At 72.6% G+C, this 25515-nt stretch carries 24 protein-coding genes; 15 read left to right on the top strand and 9 right to left on the bottom strand.

Features of this window, described 5'->3' with window-relative positions; translation table 11 throughout:
• Window positions 1–11: 11 nt before the first annotated feature.
• Complete coding sequence (locus tag DPM19_RS03105; protein WP_233509828.1) at window positions 12–1049, top strand: NADH:flavin oxidoreductase/NADH oxidase; 1038 nt, start codon at window positions 12–14, stop codon at window positions 1047–1049.
• Window positions 1050–1119: 70 nt separating this feature from the next.
• Here DPM19_RS03105 and DPM19_RS03100 read toward each other — a convergent pair whose 3' ends face one another.
• Window positions 1120–1485, bottom strand: coding sequence for an ArsR/SmtB family transcription factor (locus DPM19_RS03100; protein ID WP_111863209.1), 366 nt, complete (start codon window positions 1483–1485; stop codon window positions 1120–1122).
• Window positions 1486–1672: 187 nt separating this feature from the next.
• Here DPM19_RS03100 and nhaA point away from each other — a divergent pair, with 187 nt between their 5' ends.
• The 5 genes from nhaA to DPM19_RS03075 all read left to right on the top strand — a co-directional run bounded on the left by nhaA (window position 1673) and on the right by DPM19_RS03075 (window position 5939).
• On the top strand, window positions 1673–2881 hold the full coding sequence (gene nhaA / locus DPM19_RS03095; RefSeq protein ID WP_233509760.1) for a Na+/H+ antiporter NhaA: 1209 nt from the start codon (window positions 1673–1675) through the stop codon (window positions 2879–2881).
• Window positions 2882–3007: 126 nt separating this feature from the next.
• Complete coding sequence (locus DPM19_RS03090) at window positions 3008–3379, top strand: YciI family protein (protein ID WP_111863208.1); 372 nt, start codon at window positions 3008–3010, stop codon at window positions 3377–3379.
• 151 nt (window positions 3380–3530) lie between these two features.
• Window positions 3531–4583 (top strand): peptidoglycan-binding domain-containing protein, encoded by a 1053-nt coding sequence (locus tag DPM19_RS35605; RefSeq protein WP_199484799.1) that lies wholly within the window; start codon window positions 3531–3533, stop codon window positions 4581–4583.
• Between the two features lie 109 nt (window positions 4584–4692).
• Complete coding sequence (locus DPM19_RS03080; RefSeq protein ID WP_111863207.1) at window positions 4693–5217, top strand: SigE family RNA polymerase sigma factor; 525 nt, start codon at window positions 4693–4695, stop codon at window positions 5215–5217.
• Complete coding sequence (locus DPM19_RS03075; RefSeq protein ID WP_111863206.1) at window positions 5214–5939, top strand: hypothetical protein; 726 nt, start codon at window positions 5214–5216, stop codon at window positions 5937–5939. The genes DPM19_RS03080 and DPM19_RS03075 overlap by 4 nt, the downstream gene beginning before the upstream one ends.
• 6 nt (window positions 5940–5945) lie before the next feature.
• Here the strand turns inward: DPM19_RS03075 and DPM19_RS03070 are convergent, their stop codons facing one another.
• Window positions 5946–7379: a PepSY-associated TM helix domain-containing protein gene (locus tag DPM19_RS03070; protein WP_199484798.1), complete on the bottom strand. Its 1434-nt coding sequence runs from the start codon at window positions 7377–7379 to the stop codon at window positions 5946–5948.
• Between the two features lie 558 nt (window positions 7380–7937).
• On the opposite strand from DPM19_RS03070, the gene DPM19_RS03065 reads away from it, so the two are divergent.
• On the top strand, window positions 7938–9116 hold the full coding sequence (locus DPM19_RS03065; protein ID WP_146778726.1) for a hypothetical protein: 1179 nt from the start codon (window positions 7938–7940) through the stop codon (window positions 9114–9116).
• A gap of 144 nt (window positions 9117–9260) precedes the next feature.
• On the top strand, window positions 9261–10691 hold the full coding sequence (locus DPM19_RS03060; RefSeq protein WP_111863203.1) for a WGR domain-containing protein: 1431 nt from the start codon (window positions 9261–9263) through the stop codon (window positions 10689–10691).
• Between the two features lie 18 nt (window positions 10692–10709).
• On the opposite strand, the gene DPM19_RS03055 is transcribed toward DPM19_RS03060, so the two are convergent.
• The 4 genes from DPM19_RS03055 to DPM19_RS36715 all read right to left on the bottom strand — a co-directional run bounded on the left by DPM19_RS03055 (window position 10710) and on the right by DPM19_RS36715 (window position 15401).
• Window positions 10710–11825 (bottom strand): SUMF1/EgtB/PvdO family nonheme iron enzyme, encoded by a 1116-nt coding sequence (locus DPM19_RS03055; protein ID WP_111863366.1) that lies wholly within the window; start codon window positions 11823–11825, stop codon window positions 10710–10712.
• Entirely contained in the window at window positions 11822–13186 is a 1365-nt protein-coding gene (locus DPM19_RS03050; RefSeq protein ID WP_199484797.1) for a radical SAM protein, read from the bottom strand. The genes DPM19_RS03055 and DPM19_RS03050 overlap by 4 nt, the downstream gene beginning before the upstream one ends.
• The gene (locus DPM19_RS03045) at window positions 13186–13827 is read right to left on the bottom strand and encodes a hypothetical protein (RefSeq protein WP_111863202.1); all 642 of its coding nucleotides are present in this window, start codon (window positions 13825–13827) and stop codon (window positions 13186–13188) included. The genes DPM19_RS03050 and DPM19_RS03045 overlap by 1 nt, the downstream gene beginning before the upstream one ends.
• Window positions 13828–14009: 182 nt before the next feature.
• On the bottom strand, window positions 14010–15401 hold the full coding sequence (locus tag DPM19_RS36715; protein WP_111863201.1) for a carboxylesterase/lipase family protein: 1392 nt from the start codon (window positions 15399–15401) through the stop codon (window positions 14010–14012).
• A 171-nt stretch (window positions 15402–15572) separates the two neighbouring features.
• Here DPM19_RS36715 and DPM19_RS03035 point away from each other — a divergent pair, with 171 nt between their 5' ends.
• Window positions 15573–17162 carry an SMI1/KNR4 family protein gene (locus tag DPM19_RS03035; protein WP_146778725.1) on the top strand — a complete coding sequence of 530 codons (1590 nt, stop codon included), beginning with the start codon at window positions 15573–15575 and terminating at the stop codon, window positions 17160–17162.
• A 163-nt stretch (window positions 17163–17325) separates the two neighbouring features.
• Window positions 17326–18045: an alpha/beta fold hydrolase gene (locus DPM19_RS03030; RefSeq protein WP_111863199.1), complete on the top strand. Its 720-nt coding sequence runs from the start codon at window positions 17326–17328 to the stop codon at window positions 18043–18045.
• A 104-nt stretch (window positions 18046–18149) separates the two neighbouring features.
• Here the strand turns inward: DPM19_RS03030 and DPM19_RS03025 are convergent, their stop codons facing one another.
• The 3 genes from DPM19_RS03025 to DPM19_RS36905 all read right to left on the bottom strand — a co-directional run bounded on the left by DPM19_RS03025 (window position 18150) and on the right by DPM19_RS36905 (window position 20884).
• Complete coding sequence (locus DPM19_RS03025) at window positions 18150–18572, bottom strand: ML domain-containing protein (protein ID WP_146778724.1); 423 nt, start codon at window positions 18570–18572, stop codon at window positions 18150–18152.
• A 78-nt stretch (window positions 18573–18650) separates the two neighbouring features.
• A complete protein-coding gene (locus DPM19_RS36910; RefSeq protein ID WP_111863197.1) occupies window positions 18651–19994 on the bottom strand; it encodes an FAD-binding oxidoreductase in 1344 nt (447 codons plus the stop codon).
• A complete protein-coding gene (locus DPM19_RS36905; RefSeq protein WP_111863196.1) occupies window positions 19991–20884 on the bottom strand; it encodes an LLM class flavin-dependent oxidoreductase in 894 nt (297 codons plus the stop codon). The genes DPM19_RS36910 and DPM19_RS36905 overlap by 4 nt, the downstream gene beginning before the upstream one ends.
• Window positions 20885–20984: 100 nt before the next feature.
• On the opposite strand from DPM19_RS36905, the gene DPM19_RS03010 reads away from it, so the two are divergent.
• The 5 genes from DPM19_RS03010 (at window position 20985) to DPM19_RS02990 (ending at window position 25301) form a co-directional block, all read left to right on the top strand.
• Window positions 20985–21512, top strand: coding sequence for a MarR family winged helix-turn-helix transcriptional regulator (locus tag DPM19_RS03010; protein WP_111863195.1), 528 nt, complete (start codon window positions 20985–20987; stop codon window positions 21510–21512).
• Window positions 21513–21660: 148 nt separating this feature from the next.
• Window positions 21661–22143, top strand: a complete 483-nt coding sequence (locus DPM19_RS03005; protein WP_111863194.1) for a nuclear transport factor 2 family protein — start codon at window positions 21661–21663, stop codon at window positions 22141–22143.
• A 49-nt stretch (window positions 22144–22192) separates the two neighbouring features.
• Window positions 22193–23365 (top strand): hypothetical protein, encoded by a 1173-nt coding sequence (locus DPM19_RS03000; protein ID WP_111863193.1) that lies wholly within the window; start codon window positions 22193–22195, stop codon window positions 23363–23365.
• Window positions 23365–24141: an SDR family oxidoreductase gene (locus DPM19_RS02995; RefSeq protein ID WP_111863192.1), complete on the top strand. Its 777-nt coding sequence runs from the start codon at window positions 23365–23367 to the stop codon at window positions 24139–24141. The genes DPM19_RS03000 and DPM19_RS02995 overlap by 1 nt, the downstream gene beginning before the upstream one ends.
• A 17-nt stretch (window positions 24142–24158) precedes the next feature.
• A complete protein-coding gene (locus DPM19_RS02990; protein ID WP_111863191.1) occupies window positions 24159–25301 on the top strand; it encodes a sulfotransferase family protein in 1143 nt (380 codons plus the stop codon).
• The last annotated feature ends 214 nt before the right edge of the window (window positions 25302–25515 follow it).

Genomic DNA, 25515 nt, shown 5'->3' with positions numbered 1-25515 from the left:
ACCGGGTCTGGATGGCACCGATGTGCCAGTACTCCGCCGCGACCGAGGGCCCCGAGACCGGCGTCCCGGACGACTGGCACTTCGCCCACCTCGCGGCCCGGGCCGTGGGCGGCGCCGGGCTGATCCTCACCGAGGCCACGGCGGTCTCCCCCGAGGGCCGGATCAGCCCGGCCGACCTGGGACTGTGGAACGACCGCCAGGAGGCGGCGTTCACCCGGATCACCCGGTTCCTGGCCCGGCACGGCACGGTGCCGGGCATCCAGCTCGCGCACGCCGGGCGCAAGGCCTCCACCGACCTGCCGTGGCGCGGCGGCGCTCCGGTCGCCCCCGGCGACGGCGGATGGCGGCCGGTCGCGCCGAGCCCCGTCCCGTTCCGGGAGGACCACCCGGTACCCACCGAGCTGAGCGTGGACGAGATCCGCCGCGTCGTCGACGACTTCGCCCGCGCGGCGCGGCGCGCGCTGCGGGCCGGCTTCCAGGCCGTGGAGGTGCACGGCGCGCACGGCTACCTGATCGGCGAGTTCCTCTCCCCCTACAGCAACCATCGCACCGACGCCTACGGCGGCTCCTTCGAGAACCGCACCCGGCTGGCACTCGAAGTCGTCGACGCCGTGCGCGCCGTCTGGCCGGACGACCTTCCGGTCTTCTTCCGCATCTCGGCGACCGACTGGCTCACCGAGAACCCCGAGGACGAGCGCGCGGGCTGGACCCTGGACGACACCGTGCGGCTGGCCAAGGAACTGCTCGCCCATGGCGTCGACCTGCTCGACGTCTCCAGCGGCGGCAACGCGTCCGGCGCGCGGATCCAGACCGGCCCCGGCTACCAGGTGCCGTTCGCGGCCCGGGTCCGCGCCGAGACCGACCTGCCGGTGGCCGCCGTCGGCGAGATCACCGACCCGCACCAGGCCGAGGAGATCATCGGCGCCGGCCGGGCCGACGCCGTCCTGCTCGGCCGGGAGCTGCTGCGCGACCCTTACTGGCCGAACCGGGCCGCCCGCACGCTGGGCGCCGAGCCCCGGCTGCCCGACCAGTACCTGCGGGCCGGCTGAACCGGGGCGGGGTTCCGGGAACGGGGTGGAGAAGGCCGCGGCCCACTCCGCCGCCGGCCGGTGACGTCGGTCACGAGGTCCTCGCCGCCGGGCCGCTCCCGCCGTCGCGGAGGCGGCGCTCGCGTTTGCCGCGGGCCAGCTCCGTGGCCAACGCGTCCAGGTGGGGGGTCCAGAACCGCCGGAAGCGGTCGAGCCAGGCGTCCACCTCGCGCAGCGGTTCGGAGTTCACGGCGTACAGCCGCCGGGTTCCCTCGGGTCGGACGGTGGCGAAGCCCGCGTCGCGGAGCACCTTGAGATGCTGCGACACGGCCGGCTGGGAGATTCCGAACTCCTCGCGGATCACCGCGCACACCGCGCCGGAGGTCATCTCCCCGTCGGCGAGCAGTTCGAGGATCCTGCGCCGCACCGGATCGCCGAGAACGTCGAACGCGTGCACTGCTCGAGAATACAAGCATTGACTTATATAAATCAAAGGCGATACGCCTGCCGGCGGTCCGCCCCGCCGGTGATCGCAGGTGACGGCCGCGGTTAGGGTGGAGACAATGCGTGGCCGATTCGCGCAGGGTGTGCCGGGAAGTCTGGTCGGCGGTGCCGTCGTCGTCTTCGGATCAGGAGCCGCCCCCATGCGCATGCCTCGCCCGTCCCTTCCGTTCGGCCGCTCGAACGGCAAGGACGAGCGATCCGAATCGCTCGCCGAGTTCCTGCGCGAGGAGACCACGGGCGGGAAGCTGCTGCTGGCGGCGACCGCGATCGCGTTGCTGTGGGCCAACCTCGCCCCGGGCGCTTACGAGCAGATCTGGGGCGCGGAACTCGGACCGCACTGGCTGCACCTGCACCTGCCGGTCGCGGCGTGGGTGTCCGACGGGCTGCTGGCGGTGTTCTTCTTCGTCGCGGGCATGGAGGTCAAGCGCGAGCTGACCGTCGGCGAGCTGGCCGGATGGCGGGCCGCCGCGCTGCCCCTGCTGGCCGCCGCCGGCGGGATGATCGTGCCCGCGCTGGTCGCGCTGGCCGTCTCGGGCGGGCGGGCCGCCGACGGCGGGGCGTGGGCGGTCCCGGTGGCCACCGACATCGCCTTCGCGCTGGGGGTGCTGGCCCTGGCCGGCTCGGCACTGCCGGCGGGGGTGCGGGTGCTGCTGCTGTCGATGGCCGTCATCGACGACCTCGGCGCGATCGCGCTCATCGCGGTGCTGTTCACCCAGGGCCTCAACCTGCTGTGGCTGCTGGCCGGGCTGGCGCTGTGCGGGGCCTACTGGCTGGCCCAGCGCCACCGCCGGACCCCGCTGCCGCTGATGATCCCGCTGGTGGTGGCCGCCTGGGTCTGCATCCACGCCAGCGGCGTGCACGCCACCGTCACGGGCGTCCTCCTCGGCCTGCTCACCCCGGTCGTCGCCGGACCCGGGGAGAAGGAGTCCCCGGCCGAGCGGCTGGAGCACCGGCTGCACCCGATCTCGGCCGGGCTCATCGTCCCGCTGTTCGCGCTGGCCGCGGCCGGCATCGGGCTCGGCGCGATCGGCACGGCGGTGAGCGACCCGATCGCCCAGGGCATCTTCTTCGGCCTGCTGGTCGGCAAGGTGGTCGGCATCTTCGGCGGCGCGTACCTGGCGGTGCGGCTGCGGCTGGCCTCCCTCCCGAGCGGGGTGGGCTGGGCGGACGTCCTGCCCGTGGCGGTGCTGGGCGGGATCGGCTACACCGTCAGCCTGCTGATCGCCCGGCTGACCACCGACGACCCCGTGGCGGCCGAACACGCCGCCACCTCCGTCCTGGCCGCCTCGTTCATCGCGTCGGCCGTCGGGCTGGTCCTGCTGCGGCTGCGCACCCGCGCCCACAGCTGACGCCGGGGCGCCGCTCCCGGTTTTTTCGGGGAATCCGGTACGGCCCGTCGATTTCCGCGACCGCCGTTCGAGGAGTAGGTGGAGGCCCGGTCGGCCGGACCCGGCCCGGAGCGAGGAGATCCGACGATGCGCTACCTGGCGCTGCTGAAGGCCGCCCGGCCCGCGACCCCACCCCCGCCCGAGCTGTTCGAGGAGATCTCGAAGCTCGGGGACGCGGCGATCCGGGCGGGCGTGCTGCTCGACGGCGGCGGGCTCGCCCCGAGTGCGGCGGGCGCGCGGATCGAGGTCTCCGGCGGGGAGCTCGGCGTGACCGACGGTCCCTCCCCCGGGAGCAGGGAGATCGTCGGCTACGCGCTGTACCAGGTGCGGTCGAAGGAGGAGGTGGTCGAGTGGTGCTCGCGCCTCCTGCGGCTGCACCGCGACCTGTGGGAGGGCTGGGAGGGCCACGGCGAGATCCTCCAGGTCCTCGCCCCCGGCGACGCCGCCCCCAGGGCCTGAGGGATCTCCTCACCTGGCGAGAATACCAATGAATCGTGCATTGCGCACATCTTGGCCGTGTCAGGCCACTTTCGCGTATTGCTCGTGCCACTCTTGTCACTCGAAGATCCTTAGTACATCTCAGGCGAGTTCACGAGCGAGAGGAAAGACCTTGGCACAGCGACTGCGCACGGCGGCCGCCCGGCTGGTGATCCTGGGGACACCGCTGTGCGTCGCCTCCCTGCTCGCCCCCGCGGGACACGCCGCGGTCCGGGCCGACTTCGCCACGGACGTCCGGGCCGTGGTCGCCAAGGTGCTGCCCGGCTACGCGCCGCGCGACCGCATCGCCCGCTCCGACGCGTCGGAACTGGACCAGGCGGAGAAGGTCCAGGGCGACCTCCTCACCTTCACCCACGGCCGCAACCTGGTCAGCGTCGTGCGCGAGGTGGGGGCGGTCCGGACCGCGTCGGCGACGTCGGTGGCCGCGAACGCGCGGGTACTGGGCAGCCTGCGGGTGCCCCGGCCCGGCGCGGGGACGCGGCCCGCGGTCGTGGCCGGCACCGCCGACCAGTGGGGACCGGGGTTGACGATCGTGACCTGGTCGGAGCGTCCCGGCGTGAACTACCAGGTCATCGGGAAGGGCGCCGTCACCCGGGACCAGCTGACCGCGATCGCCCGGGCACTGCCCGCGGACGGCACCAAGGTCGCGGCGAAGACCCGGTCGGTGATCGCCCAGGCCAAGCCGCCGGCCCCCGGCACCCTCGACCAGGTCGTGAAGGTCCCCGCCGAGGGCGAGGTGACCGCGCTGGGCACCGGGAACCTGGTCGTCGACGGCGCGGGGACGGCCACCGACGACCTCGGCAACGAGGCCACCCTGTGCGCCGGATGCGGTTACTCCAACGGCAACTACACCGGCATGTGGCAGTACATCCTGTACGCCGACAACAACATGCTCTGGTCCGAGGTCGACTGCGTGTTCGGCGGCGGCACCGCCGCCGCGACCCGGCAGTGGCAGCGCGCCGAGGGGCTGACCGCCGACGGGGTCGTCGGCCCCAACACCCGGGGCCGGGCCGACAACTACCTGGCCGCGAACGGCACCGCCGTCACCTACTTCGGCGCGACGGGAACGCTCAGCTTCACCCGCTCCTCCGGCGCGGGTTACTACTACTACAACGGCATCCGGATCACCTACAACAGGTCGGGCGGCACCCTGCCGGGATGCTGACCGGGCGGCACCGCGGCCCCGGAACTTTCTCCCGGAAATGTGATCTGCACGTGCAACCATCCGGCCGCACCTGCCGTGTTCTCCACGGTGGCGCGAGTACGGAGGCTTCATGAACGCAGATCCGGCGACCTTCACCGCGTTCGTGGAGGAACGCGGTGCGGGGCTGCTGCGCTTCGCCGTGGCGCTCACCGGTGACCACGACCTCGCCGAGGATCTGCTGCAGGGCGCGCTCGAACGGGTGTACCGCAAGTGGGACCGGATCGCCCGGCGGGGCGACCCCGAGAGCTACGTGCGCCGCGCCCTGGTGAACGCGACCCGCGACAGCTGGCGGCAGCGCCAGCGGCGCCCCGAGCGCATCGGCCTCCGGGACGAGGAGGGGGGCAGCTACGCCCCCTGGGACGAGATGCTCACCCGCAAGGCCGTGGGCGGGGTCGTCGAGCGGCTGCCGCACCGGCAGCGCACGGTGATCGTGCTGCGCTACTGGGCGGATCTGACCGAGGCCGAGACCGCCAAGCTCATGGGCGTCTCGGTCGGCACCGTCAAGAGCCAGGCCCACCGGGCCCTCAAGGCCCTGCGGGAGCAGCTGTCGCTGGACGACCAGGCGAACGAACCGGTGCGAGGAGCGGGACGATGACGGCACATTCCGGCGAGCCCGCGGACGAGCGGGCGCGGGAACTCGTCCGCGACTACCTCGACGGCCTGGTCGAGGACGTCGAACTGCCCGACGACATGGCACTGCGGGTGATCATGGGCAGCGCCCCGCCCCGGCGCGCGCGGCGGGCGGCCCAGCTGTCCCTGGTCTGCGCCGCCGTGGCCACCGTCGCCGTCACCACCGTCCTCGGCGCCGGGATCGTGCGGGATCCCGGGCCCTCCCCCGCCGCCTCCCCGGTGGCCACGGCCGCCGGGCGGCCCGCCGCCTACGACCCCACCGCGATGATCAAGTTCGGCTACGTGCCCGCGGGCCTGCGCGAGGAGAACACACCTCTCCTGCCCGGGCCCGGGCTGATGGAGACCCGGCCCGTGCCGGAGGGGACGCGGCGCTGGCTGATGGTCTACCGCGGATCGGCCCCGCCCGGGCAGCGGCGGAAGGTCCCGCTGATCATCGTGACCGTGACCACCGGGAAGGTGGACCCGTCGGCGACCCGGGACACGCTCCACACGCTGGACCAGGCGCGCCCGTTCGGTCCGGTGTGGGTGCCCCGGGGAACGGCCACCGGCTCGACCAGCCGGGGCCACCACCACCAGTCGATCGTCCTGTGGCGGCCCCGGCCGGACCTGGTGATCCTGGTCCAGGGGGTCAACGTCGCCACGGAGGAGACGTACCGCTTCCTGCGGGGCATCGCGCTCTCGGACTGATCGGGCTCAGCGCGCCGGGTCGGCGGCGCGCCGCCGCTGGACGGCGCCCACCACCGCGTCGGCCACGAGGAAGCCGGCGAGGCTGAGGCCGAGCACCGGCATCGCCCACAGCAGGACGAGCAGCACGGGGAACCCGGTCACGAGCACCGGGACCGGCAGCTTCCGCCAGGCGGCGCGGGGCGGCGGCCGGCCGCCGAGGGTCCACCGCTCGGCGCCGGTGGGCCGGCGCCGCCACCACATCCGGTAGCCCCAGGCGATCACGACGAGCAGGCCGAGCGCGATGACGGCGAGCACGGCCTGGTTGACCGGCCCGAACAGCGGCCCGCGGTGAACCTGGCTGCCGAGGAAGCGCAGCCGGCTCGACCGCGGATGGTCGGCCCAGTCGACCCGGTCGGTGACCTTGCCGGTGGCGGGGTCGACGGCGACCTGGTCCTTGCGGACCGGCCAGCGGTTGTCGGTCTGGGTGACGGTCCAGGCCGTGCCGTCCACCCGGGGCAGGCCGACCTCCACGGGTCCCGACAGCCCGGCCGCCCGGGCGGCGGCCAGGACCGGGCCGACCCGCCGGGCCGGGTCGGCGGCCCCGGCGGTCGCCGCGTCGTCCCCGGGTGGCCTGGCCTTCCTGCCCGTGGGGACGGGAAGGGCCGTGTCGAGGGCGGGAGCCTTCGCGCCCAGGGACCGCTCGACGGCCTCGAACCGGGCGCCCCCGTGGTCGGACCAGCTCAGCCCGGTCAGGCTGAGGAAGACCGCCCCGATGGACAGCCAGAGGCCGAGGGTGGCGTGGCGGCTCCGGTCGCGGCGAACGCCGCGGCCGGAGCGGTCGTACCAGAGCGCCCGCCAGAACGGGGCCTTGCCCCGGTAGAGGCGCCGGCGGCCGAGCCACATCAGCAGCCCGGCGACGACGACCAGCCAGAGCCAGCTGGCGGCCAGTTCCAGGTAGATGCGTCCCGGTGCGCCCAGGTGCAGGTTGCTGTGCGCCTCGCTCAGCCAGGTCGTGATCGGTGTGCCGCCCAGCTTGGTGGTGAGCGCGCCGGTCACCTCGCCGGTGTAGGGGTCGACGTACACGCTGCGCCGCCGCTCGTCCGGTTCGGCCACCTCCAGCACGACCCGGGTGGTCTCCTCGGGGGTGGCCGGCGGGACGACGGAGGCGATCCTGCCCTCGGGGTGCGCGGCGCGGGCGGCCCGGATCTGCTGGTGCATCGGGCGCGGGTCGCCGGTCACCTGCTCGACGCGCAGGACGTCGCGGTAGACGATCTGGTCGAGTTGCGGAGCGAACGCGTAGGCCAGCCCGGTCAGCGCGGCCAGGAACAGGAAGGGCGCCACGAACAGGGCGGCGTAGAAATGCAGGCGGGTCACCAGCGGCCACAGGCTCGGCTCGGCGGAACGCCTGCGCGCGGCGGCCGGGGCCGCCGCCGTGCTCGGCCGATCAGCGATCATTGTCATGTGAACTCACCCGGCGTGCAGCACGAACGGAATGACCGAAAGTCATCCGGCTCGACTCCCAGCCATTACCGCCCATGGTGATCATTCATTCACTGTCATGTTAAGTGCGTCACCCTGGGATGTCTTTGGGTCACTGACGCAGAGCAGCCCGGTTTTTTTGTCACTCGACACACAGGACCTCAAGGCGCAACAGAACCCCACACCCATGCACACGGGGAACAGATAAAAATAGGCCAGAGAATGGCATCCACTTATTAAGTGGCGGCGAGATCACTCCGCTGAACAGGGAAAATATCCGCACAAAGGATCTCCACCCACCAGGTGACAGCCGGCCAACACAGTTAGCACACCGACACACACCTCGGAATATTCGTTGTCAATTGATCTCTATTGACGAAGGTTCCAACAGGCGTCACCCTATGGCAGACCTCAGCAAAGCGACTTCAGGAGAGCCGTTTCAGCATTCGACGCGACCTGCCGCCGGCGACCCCGCGAAAGACACCGATGGAGGTACCGATCAGTCGCGTGACACCGCCCCCGTGTGAAAGGAGAAAGAACATGCGAAGACCACGTAGCTGGTTCCGCATGATGGTGATGGCCGCCGCCACGCTGCTCGCGGCGGCGCTGCTGTCATCGGCCACGACGGCGTCCGCCGCCCCGTCGGCCGCCGCCCAGCCCTACGACCCGCCGACGTGGCAGCCCATTCCGGGGCACAACGTCACCACGGTCAAGTGGGGTCCGATCACCATCCCCGCCGCCCCCGAGACGCAGGAGCCCCCACCGGGACATGACCACGGGCACGGCCCGGCCGGTGAGCTGAAGAACGAGGTCGCCGTCGACGGCACCTGCAGCATCTTCGTCGAGCTGTACTCGGGCTGCCGGGAGATGAAGATCCAGAAGCCGTGCGAGGACTGTTACATCACGGGCATCCTGCCCGACCTGGTCATCGCCGGGACCGACACCAGCGTCAACATCGAGACCGGCGGCATGCTCCACCACGTGGTGAACATGAACATCAGCCGGAAAGACCCGTTGTGCGGGCCCGGGTTGGGCAAACACATCAACATGCTGGGCTTGATGCAAGGCGGGAACGAACGGTTCTTCGCCGCCGGCAACGAACGCACGTTCGGCAGCGTCCACTCCAGCGGGCAGTACGGCTACCGGGTCAACGCCGGCGACAAGTGGGGCCTGGTCTACCACCTGATGAACCACACCCACCAGCCGCTGACGGTCGAGTTCAAGTACACCTTCACCTGGGTCAAGTCGGCCAAGCAGGCCCACCCCTACTGGCTGGACATCGACCAGTGCGGCAACTCCGAGAAGGAGGTGCCGGCCGGCTACTCCGACACCCACTACGAGGCGCGGCTGTGGCGCAGGGGCACCGTGCTGAGCCTCGGCGGCCACGGTCACGACGGCATCCTCGGTGTGTCCCTGGAGAACGCCTCCAACGGGAAGTGGTACTGCACGTCGATCCCCGGCTACGAGGCGGGGACACCGCACGGACCGGCGGGTCCGGGCGCGGGCACACCCGGGCATCCGGCCGAGGCCCACGTGCTCACCCGAACAGGGCATCCGAACGCACCGCTCAGCTCCTACCACAAGACGGTGGCCAACTTCACCACCTGTGAACCCGACATGCCCATCGCCTTCTTCGACAAGGTGCGGATGCACACCACCTACAACATGAGGGACGTGGATCCGGGCGCCATGGGAATCATGGTCGTCTACATCGCCTGACCGGCGACCGGCCGAACTCCGACCGCGCGGCCCGCACCTGCCAGGTGCGGGCCGCGCCGGCGTGCCGAAGCTCAGGTGGTTTGTCGGACCCGCCCCCTACGCTCCGGGCATCGATCATGGTGGACGGATCCGAAAGGTCATGTGATGTCCGAGCAGACCACGTACCTGGAGTTGTCGGAGGACGGCGGCGGGAGCGCGCACAAGTTCTACGAGGTCGTCCGGTCCGGCACCCGGGTCACCGTCACCTACGGCCGGATCGGCACCCCGGGGCAGACCAAGACAACCGACTTCAGCACCCTGCAGAAGGCCGAGGCGGCGGCGGCCAAGAAGGTCGGCGAGAAGCTGCGCAAGGGATACGCCCCCGCCGTGCGGGGCGTGCGGCAACGCCGCCCCGTCACCCGGCGGGCCGTCACCAGCAGCAGGTCCACCGCCAGGCAGGCGCCCGTGCTGTGGCGGTTCGCCAGCGGCTCGACGGCGTTCGGCATCTTCGTGGACGACGAGCGGTGCTGGGTGGGGAACCAGCGCGGCGACGTCTTCACCATCACCCACGGCGGCGCCGTGACCGGCCGGTTCCGGCTGCCCGACGGGGTCAAGTGCATCGTCGCCGACGATTTCTGGATCTACGCGGGCTGCGACGACGGCAAGGTCTACGACCTCAGCGGCAAGGTTCCCCGCGTCGCCTACGAGATCTCCGCCGACGTCGACATCTACTGGCTCGACATCGACGACGCGGTGCTCGGCGTCTCCGACCGGGGCGGGCGGATGACCGCGATCGACCACGAGGACGAGTTCCAGTGGGCGCGCGACGTCGACGGCGACTCCGCCTGGATGGTCCGCTGCGACGCCGACGCCGTCTACCACGGCCACTCGCGCGGCGTGGCCCGGTACGACACCGCCGACGGCAGGCCGCGCTGGCAGACCAAGGTCGAGGGCAACGTCCTGTTCGGCTGGCAGGAGGAGAAAACGGTCTACGCCGGCACCGGGCGCGGCCGGGTCTACCGGCTGGCCAAGGACGACGGCGTCGTCGAGGCCGTGTACCGGTGCGACGCGGCGGTGTTCTCCTGCGCCACCGCCCCCGGCGGACGGTACGTGTTCGCGGGCGACAACTGCTCGTCGGTGTACTGCTTCGACCAGGGCGGCGAGCGGCTGTGGAAGCTCGGCACCGGCTGCGGCTCGGCGCTGTCCATGCAGTTCATCGACGACCGGCTGTACATCGTCACCACCGACGGGGCGCTCGCCTGCATCGACGCCGGTGAACAGGCGATCCGGGCGGCACAGGAGGGCACGGTCCCCGAACCGGTCGACGTCAAGGCCGCCGCGTCGCTCACCACCGTGGAGCACACCCTCACCCTGGAGACCGCCTCCGCCGACGACGGCGGGATCGTGGTGGAGTGCTACCAGGACGGTTCCCGCCTCCGGGTCCGGGTGACCAGCCCCGGCTACGACCCCGGCTGGCGGGTGCAGTTCCCCAAGGACATCCGGGCGGCGGGCGCCCGCTACCTGGTCGAGGGGGTCCGCGTCTCCGAACGCGGCGGCTTCTACCGCGCCTACGGCGACATCAAGCGGCTGCCGTGACCCTCGCAGCCCCGCGCCTCAGCGCGCCGGCCCGGCATCGCCGCGCACCGTGCGGCACAACCGGAAGCCGATGTTGGGAGCCAGGTGATCGCCCCACTCGCCGGACCGCCAGTCGCCGGAGTCCCGGGACGCCCGGAACGAAACGGTGACCGTTTCGGCGCAGTCGGCCCAGGACCCGCCGCGCAACACCCGCTCCCGCCCGGTGGCCGGCCCGGCCGGGTCGGCCCCGGGGCTCTCCCGGTAGCGGTCCCGGTCGTACCAGTCAGCCGTCCACTCCCACACCGATCCGGCCATCCCGTACAGGCCGTAGCCGTTGGGCGGCAGGCTCCGCATCGGCACGAGGGAGAGCCGGTCGAAGCGGTCGCAGTCGCAACGCTCCGGGGTGGGCGGCTCGTCCCCCCACGGATACCGGCAGCCGATCAGCCCGCCGCGCGCCGCGCGCTCCCACTCCGCCTCGGTGGGCAGCCGGTACTGGACGGCCTCGCCGCTCAGCCGCTCGCACAGTTCCTCCGCCTCCTGCCAGGAGGCGGCCACCATCGGCTTGGCGTCGTATCGCCACGGCCGGTCCGGGTCCTCGCGCGGCGGCGTGCCGAAGAGGTCGCTCCGCCGGCCGTCCTCTCCAGGGGGGATGTGGGCGTGCCAGTCACGGGCCCGCGTGGTCGCGTCCTCGCAGTACTGCATGCGGATCCGGTTCTCCTCCCCCAGGTGGAACATCGCCGCCCGCGCCACCTCGGTCTCCCGCGGGCGCCCGGCGGGCGGGAGTTCCCAGCCCATCAGTGCGCAGTAGGAGGCCCAGCTGATCGCCGTCTCGGCCAGCCAGTAGTCGTCCAGGCGAACCGGGTGGACCGGCCACTCGTCCGGGTCACCGGATTCCGAACCCATCAGGAAGGTGCCGGCGGGAACGTAGCGGAACCTGATGCCGTGTTCCTCGACGGCCAGCGCGTCCAGCAACGCGCGGCGGGCACCGGCCACCTCGGGGTCTGCCGGGTCCAGCCCGTAGGCCCGGTCGTAGGCGGTCGCGGCCAGCCGGGTCTCCCCCGCGGCCGCCAGCTCCCGCCCCCGCCGGAGCAGCGCGCGGGGGTCGCCCGACGTCCCGTGGTCGGCCAGCAGCCAGTCGTGCTCCGTACCTGTCATCCGCAGCACCCGGTACGCCGGTGGGGCGTCACGTCGAGGACGGCCAGCGGGTTGTGCACCGCTTCCGGCGCGGCCCGCTCCAGCGCGACCTGACCCTCGATCCAGGGGTCGGGCGCGTTGATCGAACCGTTGAGGACCAGTGCGCGGGCCCGGCAGCCGCCGGCGAAGGCGGCCGTGTGGCCCCGCTCGCCGGACGGCTCGGCGCGGGGCAACGCCCGGATGCCACGAAACCCGGCGCTGTGGTGCCAGATCTCGGCCAGCGAGGAGTCACGGATGTTCGCCGCCACGAACCGCGGGCCCAGGAAGCTGCAGGGGTTGACATCACCGGACACCGAGATCGAGCACACCAGGTTGCCCGCGCCGCACCCGTAGTTCTGGTGGATCACCGACTGCGTCTCCTGCCGGGAGTGCGGGCCGAACGAGTCGATGTGGCGCAGGTCCAGCGACCCGTCGTCCTCCATTCGGGCCAGCGTGTTCAGCGCCGTGTTGTACTCGGCGAAGCTCGGCATCAGCTCCAGGTGCTCGCGGGCCACGCCCACCGGGTACAGCGGCCGGAACACAGCCGTGTCCGCGCCGACCTCGTGGGCGAGCCGGGCGCACGCCTCGATCTCCGCGACGTTGCTCTTCATGATGGTGAAGGCCAGGGTGAAGCGGGCGTGCCGGCGCAGCACCGCCAGGCGGTCCAGCACTTTCTCGAACGTGCCCGCGCCGCGCACCCGGTCGTTGGTCTCGGCCGTGGCGCCCTCCAGGCTGACGTTCAGCCAGGCCAGCTCGCGCCGACCGAACTCGCGGGCGATCTCCTCGGTGACGAGCAGGCCGTTGGTGGTGACGCAGGGGGCCAGGCCGTGCTCCAGGGCCAGGTCGATGATCTGGAAGAGGTCCTTGCGCAGCAGCGGTTCCCCGCCCGTCAGCCCGATCCGGAAGCTGCCCAGCGCCGCCATCTCGGCGAACAGCCGGTCGATCTCCGCCAGGGTCAGCCGCCGCTCGCGGCGGGGCAGCTCGCCGGCGAAACAGTGCGTGCAGGTGAGGTTGCAGGCCGACACGACCTCCAGGTGCACCGCCAGCGGCCCGGTCAGGTGGCCGGGCGGGACGTGCGCGCCCGACAGGATCGTGCCCGCGAACCTCCCGTCCACGGTGAAGAAGCCCAACTCGTGGAAGTGCTCGAAGAAGCGCCGGATCCGCTCGCGTTCCCCGGCGTCGGCCGTCTCGACCAGAACGTCGTCGACCGGCACGTCGCGCAGCCGGACCAGCAGCGCGGTGGTATCGGCGTCGAACGGCAGGTAACGCGAGGTCCGGCGGTCGAACACCAGGCAACCGAAGAACTGCCGCACGAGCACCAGCGGGGCACGGTCCACCACCATCACGCCTCCTCTTCCGGCGCCGGGATCGTGAAGGCCTTGCGGACCCAGATCCGCTCGCCCCGCCCCGCCACTCCCAGACCTGCCGCGCCGAACTCGGCCAGCCTCCCCACCCGGTAGGCGTCGCGGTCCCGGCCCTGCTCGTCGGGTGGCGGCCGTTCCTCCTGCGGCACCATGGGTGACCAGCCGGAGTCGTCGAACCCGGCGTGCATCCAGGTGTCGTCCGCGGGCTCGGCGAGCGAGTACCGCCAGCTTCCGTCGGCCGCCGAGACGATCGTCGTCTCCACCGGGTCGGGACGGGATCGGCGCACGTTGCGGCGCTCCTCTGGCCGGTGCCCTCCGGCGAACATCAGCACCATGAAGTCCGGGTCGACGCCGGACAGCGTGAACGCCAGCACGTGCTCCCCGTAGGAGACCACGGGCCGGGACGAGGGCGGTTCGGCCCCGTCCAGCCGGAAGGCGCAGTCGCCGGCGGTGTGCAGCCACATGGTGAAGGGGACCCCGGCCCGCGGGTTCCGCCAGCGCAGCACCACCCCTCCGCAGCCGGCCGGCACCTCGCAGTGCCCGTGCTCCTCCAGGATGAACAGCGGCGAGTCCTTGGAATACCGCGACAGCGAGTTGAGCTTCAGCTCCCGGTCGTCCATGCTCTCCTCGCCACCCGCGGACCTATGCGATCTTCATCCTGCCACCACATGCCGGGTTCGGGTGGTTCATCGGACCTGTCGCGGAACGATGTGCATGGTGGCCTCCGATCGTCGGTGTCACCGTGCGGGCGGACCAAACCATGACGTTTTCCAAATTTCTGGATGAAGGGCGCGCCTTCGCCCTACCCGGCCCGCGCCCAGATCCGGCGGGAGGCGGCCAGCGGGTCGTCCACGTCGGTGGGCGTGGTGTCCCAGATCCGGGTGCGGCGGCGTTCGAGGTCGTAGCGCGGCCAGCCCGGAGCGCCGGTGGCGGCGAAGGCCGTCCAGGACGCGCGGATCCGGCCCGACAGGGCGGCGAAGTCGGCGGGCGGCGGGGTGCCCAGCAGCCGGGCGGCGAACCGGCCGTCGCCGTTGCCGAAAGTGAACGGCACGTCGACGCCGTGGCCGGCGCCGAGCGCGGCTCCCCGCCAGGCGAAGTCGTACAGCCAGGTCCGCCCGCCCGCCCGGGCGTGCGCCTCGGCCACCCGGACGGTGGGCATGCGGACCAGCGCGTCCGACAGCATCACGACGAACAGGCCGGTGTCGTCGGCGCCGGGATGGGCGGCGCGGTAGGCGGCCACCTCCTCCGGGCCGAGCCCGAACGAGGCCGCCACGGCCGCCGGGTCGGCGTTCGCGGGAACCGGGGCGATCCCCCGGTACTCCTCGTGGGTGAACCCGCAGACCAGGTCCACCTCCCGGTCCACGCCCGCCCCGAGCGGCCCGGTGACCAGGTCGCCGTCGAGGACCGGCCCGAACCCGCCGGGGCCGGCCGCGTCCTGCACAGCCAAGACGGCCTCGGCCGGCAGTGCGGCGAAGCCCTCGAGCGTGGCGGGCACCCCGGCCGCGGCGGCCAGCGCCCCGGTGACCCGCGCAGCCTCGGCGGTGGTGCGGAGGCCGTCCGGGACGCTCTGCGCGATCACCCTCCGGAACAGCCCCGCGGCGTCCGGGGCCGCCATGAGCAGGACGGCCGAGGCCGCCCCCGCGGACTGGCCGAAGACGGTCACGTTACCGGGGTCTCCGCCGAACGCCGCGATGTCGCGGCGCACCCACTCCAGCGCCGCGATCTGGTCGCGCAGGCCGCGGTTGTCCGGGGCGCCGGGCAGGTGACCGAACCCCTCGAACCCCACCCGGTAGCCGGCGGTCACCACCACGACCCCCGCCCCCGCCAGCGTGGTCGCGTCGTAGTGCGGCATGCTCGCCGCGCCGTGCCGCCACATGCCGCCGTGGATCCACACCATGACCGGCAGCCCCGTCGCGCCCGGGTCCGGGCTCCAGACGTTCAGCGTCAGGCAGTCCATGCCGTCACCGGGCCGCCAGACGGGCGGGACGCCCGGCGCCGGGGGAAGTTGGGGCGGCGCCGGGCCGAACGCCACGGCGTCGCGCACCCCGTCCCAGCCGGCCGGCGGGGCCGGGGCGCGGAAGCGCAGCGGCCCCTGCGGGGACGCGGCGAACGGGATCCCCTTGAACGAGACGGCTCCGCCCTCCTGCCGTCCCCGGAGCAGGCCCTGCGAGATCTTCACCACCACGTCGGTCACAGGGGGACGCTAGGGCGTGCAACGGCCGCGGACAAACGGCCCGGTGGCGAACCCTCCGTCCGAGGGACGGCCAGGGGACGGGCTTTCCGAGAAGTTCCGGCAGGGTGCTTCGAAACGGGCTCCACCGGACGGGCGGTGGTGGGACCCTGGCCGGCGGCACGGGAGCCGATCATGACCGGAGGGCGGAGTTCGATGGACGCGCGGATCGCGGAACTGCTCGACGAGCTGGCGCGCAGCGTGCATCGCGAGGCGCCCGGCGAGTGGTCGCGCGGGCTGCTCTCCGGCAACGCGTCCGCCATGAGCTACAGCTACGGGGTCACCTACGACCTGCCCGACGGCACGAACACGCGGGTGTTCCCCAAGGACTATGACGTCCTCGCCGAACTCGCCGACGCCGTGGCGGCGGCGCACGGCTGGCGTCAGGTGCACTTCGAGGTGGCGTGCGCTCCGTCCGGCGAGGTCGAGGCGACCGCCTTCCACGGAGCGGTCGAGCCGCTCGTGGGCGGCGAGGGCCATGTCGCGGTCCTGGACCCCGGGTACCTGCCGGCCGAGCCGGGCCTCGATCAGGAGGGGCCCGGGAACGCCGTCCCCGCGGGCGACCCGGAGACGGCGACGGCCCGCCTCCGGGAGTACCTGCGGCGGTTCTCCCGGCTGGTGGAACGGAGCCGGAAGCCCGCCCCGGCGGCCTCCCCCGCCGAGATCGAGCGGGCCGAGCAGCGCCTCGGCGCCCGGCTGCCGGCCGACCTGCGCGCCCTGTACGAGATCGCGGACGGCGACCGGGACGCCGGGATCTTCGACGGCTCCACGTGGCTGCCGCTGGACGAGGTGGTGCGGGTGCACGAGCGGACGCGGGAGCGCGACTGGTTCGGCTGGGAGCTGGGGTGGGACAAGACGGTCCGCGACACCGACCCGCCGGACACGGTCCGGCGGTGCACCGGGCACCCGGCCTGGATCCCGTTCGCCCACGACCACGGCGGTAACTACCTGGCGGCGGACCTGGCCCCCGCCCGGGCGGGCCGGCCCGGGCAGATCATCCGCATCGGCCGCGATTACGGAGACGGCCCCGGCCACGTCGCCGACTCCGTGACGACCCTCCTCGGCGACTATCTCGACATGCTCGACCGGGGCGACTACAGCGCGGAGCCCGACTATCTGGAGTTGCTGGACGACCGGCCGCCCCGCGCCGTCGCGTTCCGGATCCTCGGCCCCGAGGAGGGCCCGCTCGACCGCGCGGAACTCGCCGGATCACCCGGGCTCCAGCACCTCAACGTCAACCAGGCGGGCGAGGTCGATCTCTCCGCTCTCGCCGCGGTGCCGGGACTGCGTGCGCTCCACCTCAACCGCCCCGTCACCGCGGACCTCGCCCCCCTGCGCGGCCTGCCCCTGGAGCGCCTGCGCGTGACGCTGAGCGGCGGCGACCTGGCTCCGCTGGACTCCCACCCCACGCTGCGCAGCCTGTCGTTGGCCACCGCCGGCGGCCCCGTCCGCATCTCCCCGCTGCGGACGGTTCCCCTGCTGCACGGGCTGGACCTGTCGGGCGCGGACGTCGCCGACCTCGACACGCTCGCCGACCTGCCCGGACTGCGCTACCTGGCCCTGCGCCCGGACCAGTGGGCCGCGTTCGTCGCCCGCCCGCCGGCGCTCGCCGCGGTCTGCGTCAAGGGGGCCACGCCGCTGCCCGCCGTCATCGACTGGGCCGCCGGGCTCGGCCTGGACGTCACCGGCGTGCTGCGGCGCTCCGGCCGGGTGCCGCCCCACTGAGCCGGGGCAGCCGCTCCTACCGGCCGTCACCGGCTCAAGGGAGGACCCGCCAGCCGGGCAGGCCGTTGAGGTAGTCGTCGAAGTCGTCGGCGAGCCAGGCCAGGTTGAATCTCGCATTCTCACCTGTGAGTATGACGCTCTCACCTCGGGCAGGGAGGGCGCCATGGCGACGTATGTGCTGGTTCACGGTGGAGGGCACGGCGGGTGGTGTTACCGGCAGGTCGCGCGGATCCTGCGGGCCGCCGGGCACGAGGTGCACGCGCCCACGATGACCGGGTTGGGCGAGCGGTCCCATCTGATGGGCGCGCGCATCGACCTGGACCTGCATATCCAGGACATCGGCGCGGTGCTGCACTACGAGGACCTGCGCGAGGTGATCCTCGTGGGGCACAGCTACGGCGGCATGGTCGTCACCGGTGTCGCCGACCGCATGGCCGAGCGCGTGGGGCGGCTGGTGTACCTGGACGCGGCCACGCCCCGCGACGGCCAGTCGCTGCGTGACATCGCCGGACCGATCATCGAGTCCGCACGCCCCTTCGGCGAGGTCGTGGACGGCGTCGAACTCGTCCTGCTGCCCGCTCCGGGCGCGGGCGCCTTCTACGGGGTGACCGACCCCGACGTCGTCGCCTGGATGGACGAGCGGCTGACCGCCCACCCCTGGAAGTGCTTCGAGCAGCCGCTGAAGCTCGGCAACGAGGACGCGCTGTGGGCGATCCCGCAGTACCACGTCGTCTGCACCTCGACCCTGACCACCCGGGATCCCCGCCTCATCGCCGAGGCGCGGGCGGCGGGCCGCCTGTGGGACATCGACACCGGACACGACCTCATGCTCACCGAGCCCCGCGCGGTCGCCGACGCCCTCCTGGAGATCGCGGCGAGCTGAAGCGGCCGGCCCGCCCGCGCAAGGCGGGCCGGCCGCCGGAGGTGCGGCCAGCAGTGGCCCAGGCGTGCCGGTGCCACCCGCCGGGGCGCCTTACCGACGGATCGTCAGCTCGGCACCCGGGAGCCCTGGAAGTCGAGCCGGAAGTTCAGGTCGGCGAGCTCCTCTCCCGCGGAGGTCTCCGCACGGAGCGTGATCTGGAGCCTGCCCCGCGGGGCGTCCTTGGGGACCCGGAGGGTCCAGCTCCGCGCGAAGGGGCCGGCGGGCACCTCCGCGTCGCCCGACAGCTCGCCGCCCAGCATCGCCAGCAGTTCGGGCAGCTCGCACGATCGGTGCATCAGCTTGACCATGCCCAGCTTGACGGTGAACTCCGTGGTGACCTCCCGGAGGTCCACCGGCTCGCTGAGCTCGCCCTCCAGGTCCAGGCGCACCTGCTTGCCGGGCTCGGGCTGTGCGGGCGTCAAGGCGATGTTCTGGATCTCCAGGACGGAGCCGGGAAAGGTCCGGTCTTCGATCAAATCACTAGTCATGCACTCAACGTAGTTGTTTGACTTCTTATTGTTACCTTGCGCAGGATGCTTCCCGGCAAAAGGTCAACAAAGCGGCTTTCAGCCCGGGGGCGCGATGTTGAAGTTGTCGCGGAAGACGTTGTCGGGGTCGTGGCGGAGCTTCAGTTCCCGTAGCCGCCGCAGGGTGGCGGGCGGGAACGCGTCGTGCAGCCGTTCGGGGCGCAGGTCGGTCTCGAAGCTGAGGTAGAGGCCCGAGAACTGGTCCTGCATCCCGTCCCACCCGTGGTCCAGCCGCTTGCGGCTCGGCCCGAGGGCCGTCAGCTGGAAGTTCGCCGCGCGGTGCGCGTAGGCGGTCGCGTCGGGGGCGACGTCCGCCACGGCCCCGCCGACCGAGCGGATCTGGAAGAAGTAGGCGTCCCCGCCGGCGACCAGGCACGCCGCGGCGGACGCGAGGTCCGGGGTGAGATGTTCGGCGAACGCGGAGCGTGCCACCGGCTCCCCGTGGCCGTTGTGGACGTCCGGCGGCGTATGCATGATCGCCGGGTACGGGAGGATCTGGATCGCGTGGTCGAGCAGCGGCGCGGTGGCGGCGAGGGGCTGCAGCCGGTCCACGACGGTCTCGGCGTCGGCGGCGTCGACCACCGCCATGACCTGGGCGAGGGGCGGCTGTCCGGGCCGGGGCGCGCCCGTGATGAGGAAGGACGTGAGGTCCCGCGGCGCGGCCTCCATCGCGGCGCCCCAGCGCCGCAGGAAGCCGGGCAGGTCGGTCGCGTCGAACACCAGCCGGGCGAACCCCACCTGGCCGACCTCGTGCGCCTCGAACTCGAACGAGGTGACGATGCCGAAGTTCGCCCCGGCGCCGCGCACGGCCCAGAACAGGTCCGGGTTCTCGGTCGCGCTCGCGCGCACCGGGGAGCCGTCGGCCAGCAGCATGTCCACCGCGCGGAGGTGGTCGATGGTCAGGCCGTGCTCGCGCACCAGCCAGCCGATGCCGCCCGCGGTCGCCAGCCCGCCGACGCCCACCCCGCCGTAGTCGCCGGAACTGATCGCCCAGCCGTGCGGGGCGAGCGCCGCGGCGACATCGCCCCAGCGCGCGCCGGGGCCGACACGGACCCGGCGGCTCTCCTCGTCGAGGATCTCGATCGCGTCGAGCCGGGACAGGTCGATGACGACGCCGCCGTGGTTGGTCGACCGGCCGCTGACGCCGTGCCCGCCGCTGCGCAGGGACAGCGGCACGGGCTGCGCCCGGGCGAAGCCCAGGGCGTCGGCGACCTCGCCCGGCGTGCGCGGTCGCAGCACCAGGCCCGGCGACCCGCCGCGCAGGTAGGTGGAGCGGACGGCCGCGTACCCGGCGTCCCCGGGTGCGACCGCGGCGCCGGCCAGCGACGCCGGCACACCGGAGTGGTCGATGTCCGCGTCCCGGCGGGCGTGCGTCCCCGTCATCGGGCACGCTCGGCGGCGACGAGCTCGCGCAGTGCCGGGGCGACGTCCTCGCCGAAGGTCCGGATGGCCGTGGGGTCGTCGCTCATGAGGACGTATCCGCTGAATCCGTGCTCCAGGGTCAGCTCGGCGAGTTCCTCGACCCACTGCCGTGGCGGGCCGGACAGCGGTTGGTCGCCCGGCGGCCCGAACCGGCCCGCGATGTTGAGCAGGCGGCGGATCGCGGCGGGGTTCCGGCCGGCCGCGGCGGCGGCCTCGTCGATGACGGCGTTGCCGGTGGTGAGCGGGTCGGGGCCCTGCATGTAGGGCAGGGAGGGCAGCCAGCCATCGGCTTTGCGGCCGGTCAGGCGGAGCATCCGGGGCTTGTAGGCGCCCAGCCAGATCCCGATGTCGTGGGCGGGGGCGGGGCCGCGCTTGGCGCCGTCGACCCGGTGGTACGCGCCGTCCACCCGCAGGTGCGCGGTGTTGCCCGCGTCCCAGACGCCGCGGATGACGTCGATGGCCTCGTCGAGCGCCTGGATGGCCTGGGCGGGGGTCAGCCGCCGCCCGCCCATCGCCTCGATGGCGTCCCAGAACGACCCGGCGCCCAGGCCGAGTTCGAAGCGCCCGCCGCTGAGCAGGTCCAGGCTCGCCGCCGCCCGGGCGAGCACGGCCGGCGGGCGCAGCGGCAGGTTGAGGACGTTCGCCGAGACGTGGACCCGCTCGGTCCGCGCGGCGACGTAGGTCAGCAGCGTCCAGGTGTCGAGGAAGCGCGCCTGGTACGGGTGGTCCTGGAAGGTCACCAGGTCCAGGCCGGCGGCCTCGGATTCGCGGGCCAGGGCGACGGTCCGCTCGGGGGCGGCGGCGGGCGTGATGAAGGACCCGAAGATCAGGTCGTGGCCGTAGTCGGGCATGCGTCCCCCTCGTTCAGTGGCGGCACAGATGTGTTGTCGCACAGACCATATAGTGCACAGACGTTTGGTCGAACCGCGTATCCCCGGATAGCATTCCCGCATGAGCGGCACGGGGTCCGGGACGCATGACGGGGGGCGCGTGCACGCCGAGGGCGACTTCGGCTGGCATCTGGGGGTGCTGCTGAGCGCCTACCAGGGGTCGGTCGCCCCGCTGCTGGGCGAGCTTCCGCACGCCACCCGCGGCTACCAGATCCTCGCCGCGGTGGTCCACGGAGACCAGCCCACCCAGGCGGCACTGGCCGCGCATCTGGGCATCGACCGCACCGTGATGACGTACGTCATCGACGACCTCGTCGAGGCCGGGCTGGTCGAGCGCCGGCTGAACCCGGCCGACCGCCGCGCCCGGAAGATCGTCGCCACCCCGCAGGGCGCCCGCACGCTCGCCGACCTCGAGGAACGGGTACGCCAGGCCGAGGACGGGTTGCTGGACGCGCTGAGCGCGCAGGAGCGCGCGGCGTTCCGGCTGCTGCTGCGCCGGACCGCCTGCCGGCTCCGCAACGTCGAGCCGGCCGCCGACCCGTGCACCGCCGCCGAGAGCGCACTGAAGGACATCCCCGCGCCGCGTTAGCCGGCCCCGGCGGCCGCCGGGTCGCCGCCCGCGCACGCGAACACCGATAGTGCCTCAGGCGTCCGGCCCGCCGCCGGGCGGCCTTCGATCGGCACTAAAATAGAACACGTTCTTGCCAACCGGTGCGCGGTCCAGCAAGCTGAGGGGCATGGATCTGATCGCGCTCGAAGAGATCCGCCGGGCGAAGTACCGCTACCTGCGCTGCGTGGACCTCAAGCTCTGGGACGACTTCGGCGACACCTTCACCGAGGACGCCGTCGCCCGGTACGACACCCCCGTGCTCGGAAAATCGCTGAACCTGGCCGGCCGGGACGCCATCGTCGACTACATGCGGGCCAATCTGGGGCCCGGGACGATCACCACGCACCTCGTCGGCCAGCACGACATCGAGATCGACGGCGACCGGGCCATCGGCCACTGGTCCCTGGAGGACACGGTCATCGTCATGAAGCACCGGCTGATGATCCGTGGAGCGGCCTACTACGAGGACCACTACCGGCGCTGCCCCGACGGCCGGTGGCGGATCAGCCGCACCGGCCACGAGCGGACCTACGAGTTCACCGTGTCCCTCGACGACCTGCCCAGCCTGGCGTTCACCGCGAACCGCTGGGCGCCCGCCGACCCATCCTAGAACACGTTCTACCCGCATCGCCGTCCGTACCGCCAGTCGAAGGAGTCCGGTGGCCACGCAGTCATTCGTCCAGGCGATCGCCGAGGCCGAGCAGATCATCCGCTCGGCGCCCCACGCGCAGACCGAGCAGGACCTGGCCGAGGGCCTGGACTACCTCGCCGGCAGCATCAAGGCGTCGCTGCACCTGGCCTGGGCCTACGAGCGCGACTTCCCGTTCTTCGTCGCCTCCACCGGGCCGTACGCCAAGCTCGGCCTGGACAACCCCGACACCCTCTACTTCCACGCCTACGTCCGCGACGACGCCGAGTACGTCGTCACCGGCCGCCGCGGCACCACCGCCGACCTGAGCTTCCAGGTGCTCAACGGCGACTACTCGCCGGCCCGCTCGCCCGACAGCCTCACGGCGTTCGACGACCGCGACATCGAGATCGCCGCGGACGGGTCCTACGAGCTGCGCTTCGGCCCGCCGGGCACGGACACCGGCCCGAACCGCTTCGCGCTCGCACCGGGCTCGGCGATGCTCATCGCGCGCGAGGTCTCCAGCGACTGGGACGCCGAACGGCCCGGCGAGATCCGCATCCACCGCGCCGACACGCTCGGGTCCGCTCCCCCGCCGGCCACGGTGGAGAAGATGACCCGGCGCTACGACGTGGCCGGCCGGATCCTGCTCACCCGGCTGCGCACGTTCCTGGCCTTCCCGCAGTGGCACTACCTCGATCTGCCGGTCAACACGATGACCGAGCCGCGGCTCACGCCCGGCGGCCTCGCGACGCAGTACTCCTCGGTCGGCCACTACGACCTCGACGACGACCAGGTCATGGTGATCACGGTGCCGGCGTGCGCGGACGCGCCGTACCACGGCTTCCAGCTCGGCAGCCTGTGGTACGTCTCGCTGGACTACATCAACCACCAGACCAGCCTCACCGCCGACCAGGCGCGGGTCGATCCCGACGGCAGGATCCGCTACGTCGTCAGCGAGCGCGACCCCGGCCTGGCCAACTGGGTCGAGCGCACCGGGCACCGCCGGGGGTTCCTGCAGTTCCGCTGGCAGCGGCTGGCGCGCGACCTCAAGGCCGACGACGGCCCCACGGTGGAGGTGATGCCGTTCGACGCGCTGCCGCAGCGGCTGCCCCACCATGACCGGCAGCGGGTGACCCCGCAGGAGTGGGCGGACCGGATCTCCGCCCGCCAGACCGCCGTCGCCCGAAGGATGCTGGGCTGATGGTGCTGGAAGATCGGGTCATCGTCATCTCCGGCGTCGGCCCGGGCCTGGGCCGCGGTCTCGCGCTGCAGTGCGCCAGGGCCGGTGCCGACGTGGTCCTGGCGGCGCGGACCGAGTCGCGGCTGACCGAGGTGGCCGAGGAGGTGACCAAGCTCGGCCGCCGTGCGGTGACGGTCCCCACCGACGTCACCGACGAGGCGTCCTGCCGGCGGCTGGCCGACACGGCGCTGGAGTCCTACGGCCGGGTCGACGGCCTGGTCAACAGCGCCTTCGCGATCCCGCCGCTGACCGACCTGGGCTCGGTCGACCTGGACGCGGTGCGCGGCGGCTTCGAGGTCGGCGCGCTCGCCGCGCTGCGGCTGACCCGGCTGCTCGTCCCGGCGCTCGCCGAGTCAGGCGGCTCCGTCGTGATGATCAACTCCGCGGTGCTGCGGCACTCGCGGCGCACCTTCGGCGCCTACAAGATGGCCAAGGCCGCCCTGCTCTCGCTCGCGCAGAGCCTGGCGACCGAACTCGGCCCGCAGGGGGTGCGGGTCAACACCGTCGCACCCGGATACATCTGGGCCGACAACCTGCGGTGGTACTTCAACCACCTCGGCCGCAAGCGCGGCGTCCCGGCGCAGCAGATCTACGACGAGGCCGCCGCGACGACCGACCTGCGCAGGCTGCCCGAGCCCGACGAGGTCGCCGACGCCGTGGTGTTCCTGCTGTCCCCGCTCGCCCGGGCGGTCACCGGGCAGTGCCTGGACGTCAACTGCGGCGAGTGGCACCACTGATCCGGAGGAGCGAGCGCATGACCGCGGGACGCGACGGCATCGGCACGATCGAGGACCTGCACGCCTCGGCCAGCAAGATCACCGGATTGGCCGACTTCGGCGAGGACGCCTACCGCGACGGCCTGGCGGCGCTGCTGGAGTCCTACGCCGCGGACGCGGGCCTCACCCCGCTGGGCCACCGGGTGAAGCGCTCGTACCTGCGCGGCGCGCTGATCGCGCGGCTGCTGTCGGAGGCGGCGTGGCAGCGGTACCCCGAGCACGCCGGCGTGCCCGTCGAGCGGCCCATCTTCGTCACCGGCCTGCCGCGCACCGGCACCACCGCGCTGCACCGGCTGCTCACGGCCGATCCCGCGCACCAGGGGCTGGAGCTGTGGCTGGCCGAGCTGCCGCAGCCGCGCCCGCCCCGCCACACCTGGGCCGCGGACCCCGCCTTCCAGACCGTCCAGTCCCGCTACGAGCGGCACCACACCGAGCATCCCGAGTTCATGGGCGTGCACTACATCTCGGCCGACATGGTCGAGGAGTGCTGGCAGCTGCTCCGCCAGTCGATGCGGTCGGTGTCCTTCGAGTGCCTGGCGCACCTGCCGGCGTACTCGGCCTGGCTGGACGCGCAGGACTGGACCTCGGCCTACCGCCGGCACCGGCGCAACCTGCAGCTGATCGGTCTCCCCGACGCCGGCCGGCGCTGGGTGCTGAAGAACCCGAGCCACCTGTTCGCCCTCGACGCGCTGCTGGAGGTCTACCCCGACGCGCTGATCGTGCAGACCCACCGCGCCCCGCGGACGGCGATGGCGTCGATGTGCAGCCTCGCCGCGCACGTGACCGCGGGCTGGTCGGAGGTGTTCACCGGCGCGGTGATCGGCCGGGACCAGCTGGAGTTGTGGGGCCGCGGGCTCGACCGGTTCCGCGCCGAGCGCGCCAGGCACGACCCGGCGCGGTTCTGCGACGTGGACTACGACGACTTCGTGCGCGACCCGCTCGGCACGGTCGAGGCCGTCTACGCCCGGTTCGGGCTGCCGCTGGACGACGCCGCCCGCGCGGCCATGACCCGGCTGCACGAGGAGAGCCGTTCGGGCGCGGCCCGCCCGGCGCACCGCTACACCCTGTCGGACTTCGGCCTGACCGCCGAGGAGGTCGACGAGCGGTTCGTGACCGGCTGAGCCGGCCCCTGTTTCGGGCAGAGCCACATCTCTGCCCTAGCAAGTCCGTTAAAACATCAAGAAAACGGACATCAGCTATGACATGTGCAGTGACGAGGCCGTAGCAGGCGCCCGTCCAGGGTAACGACCATGCACTGGCCTCACCGGCTCATTCCCGGCGGTGCGGGGACGTCCCGCGCCGCCGGTTCCCTGCCCGACTTCCGGAGGGGGACGG

It is taken from the genome of Actinomadura craniellae (genome assembly GCF_003289645.1).
In the GTDB taxonomy this organism is placed as follows: Bacteria; Actinomycetota; Actinomycetes; order Streptosporangiales; family Streptosporangiaceae; genus Actinomadura_D; species Actinomadura_D craniellae.
This window is presented reverse-complemented; position numbering and strand designations above follow the sequence as displayed.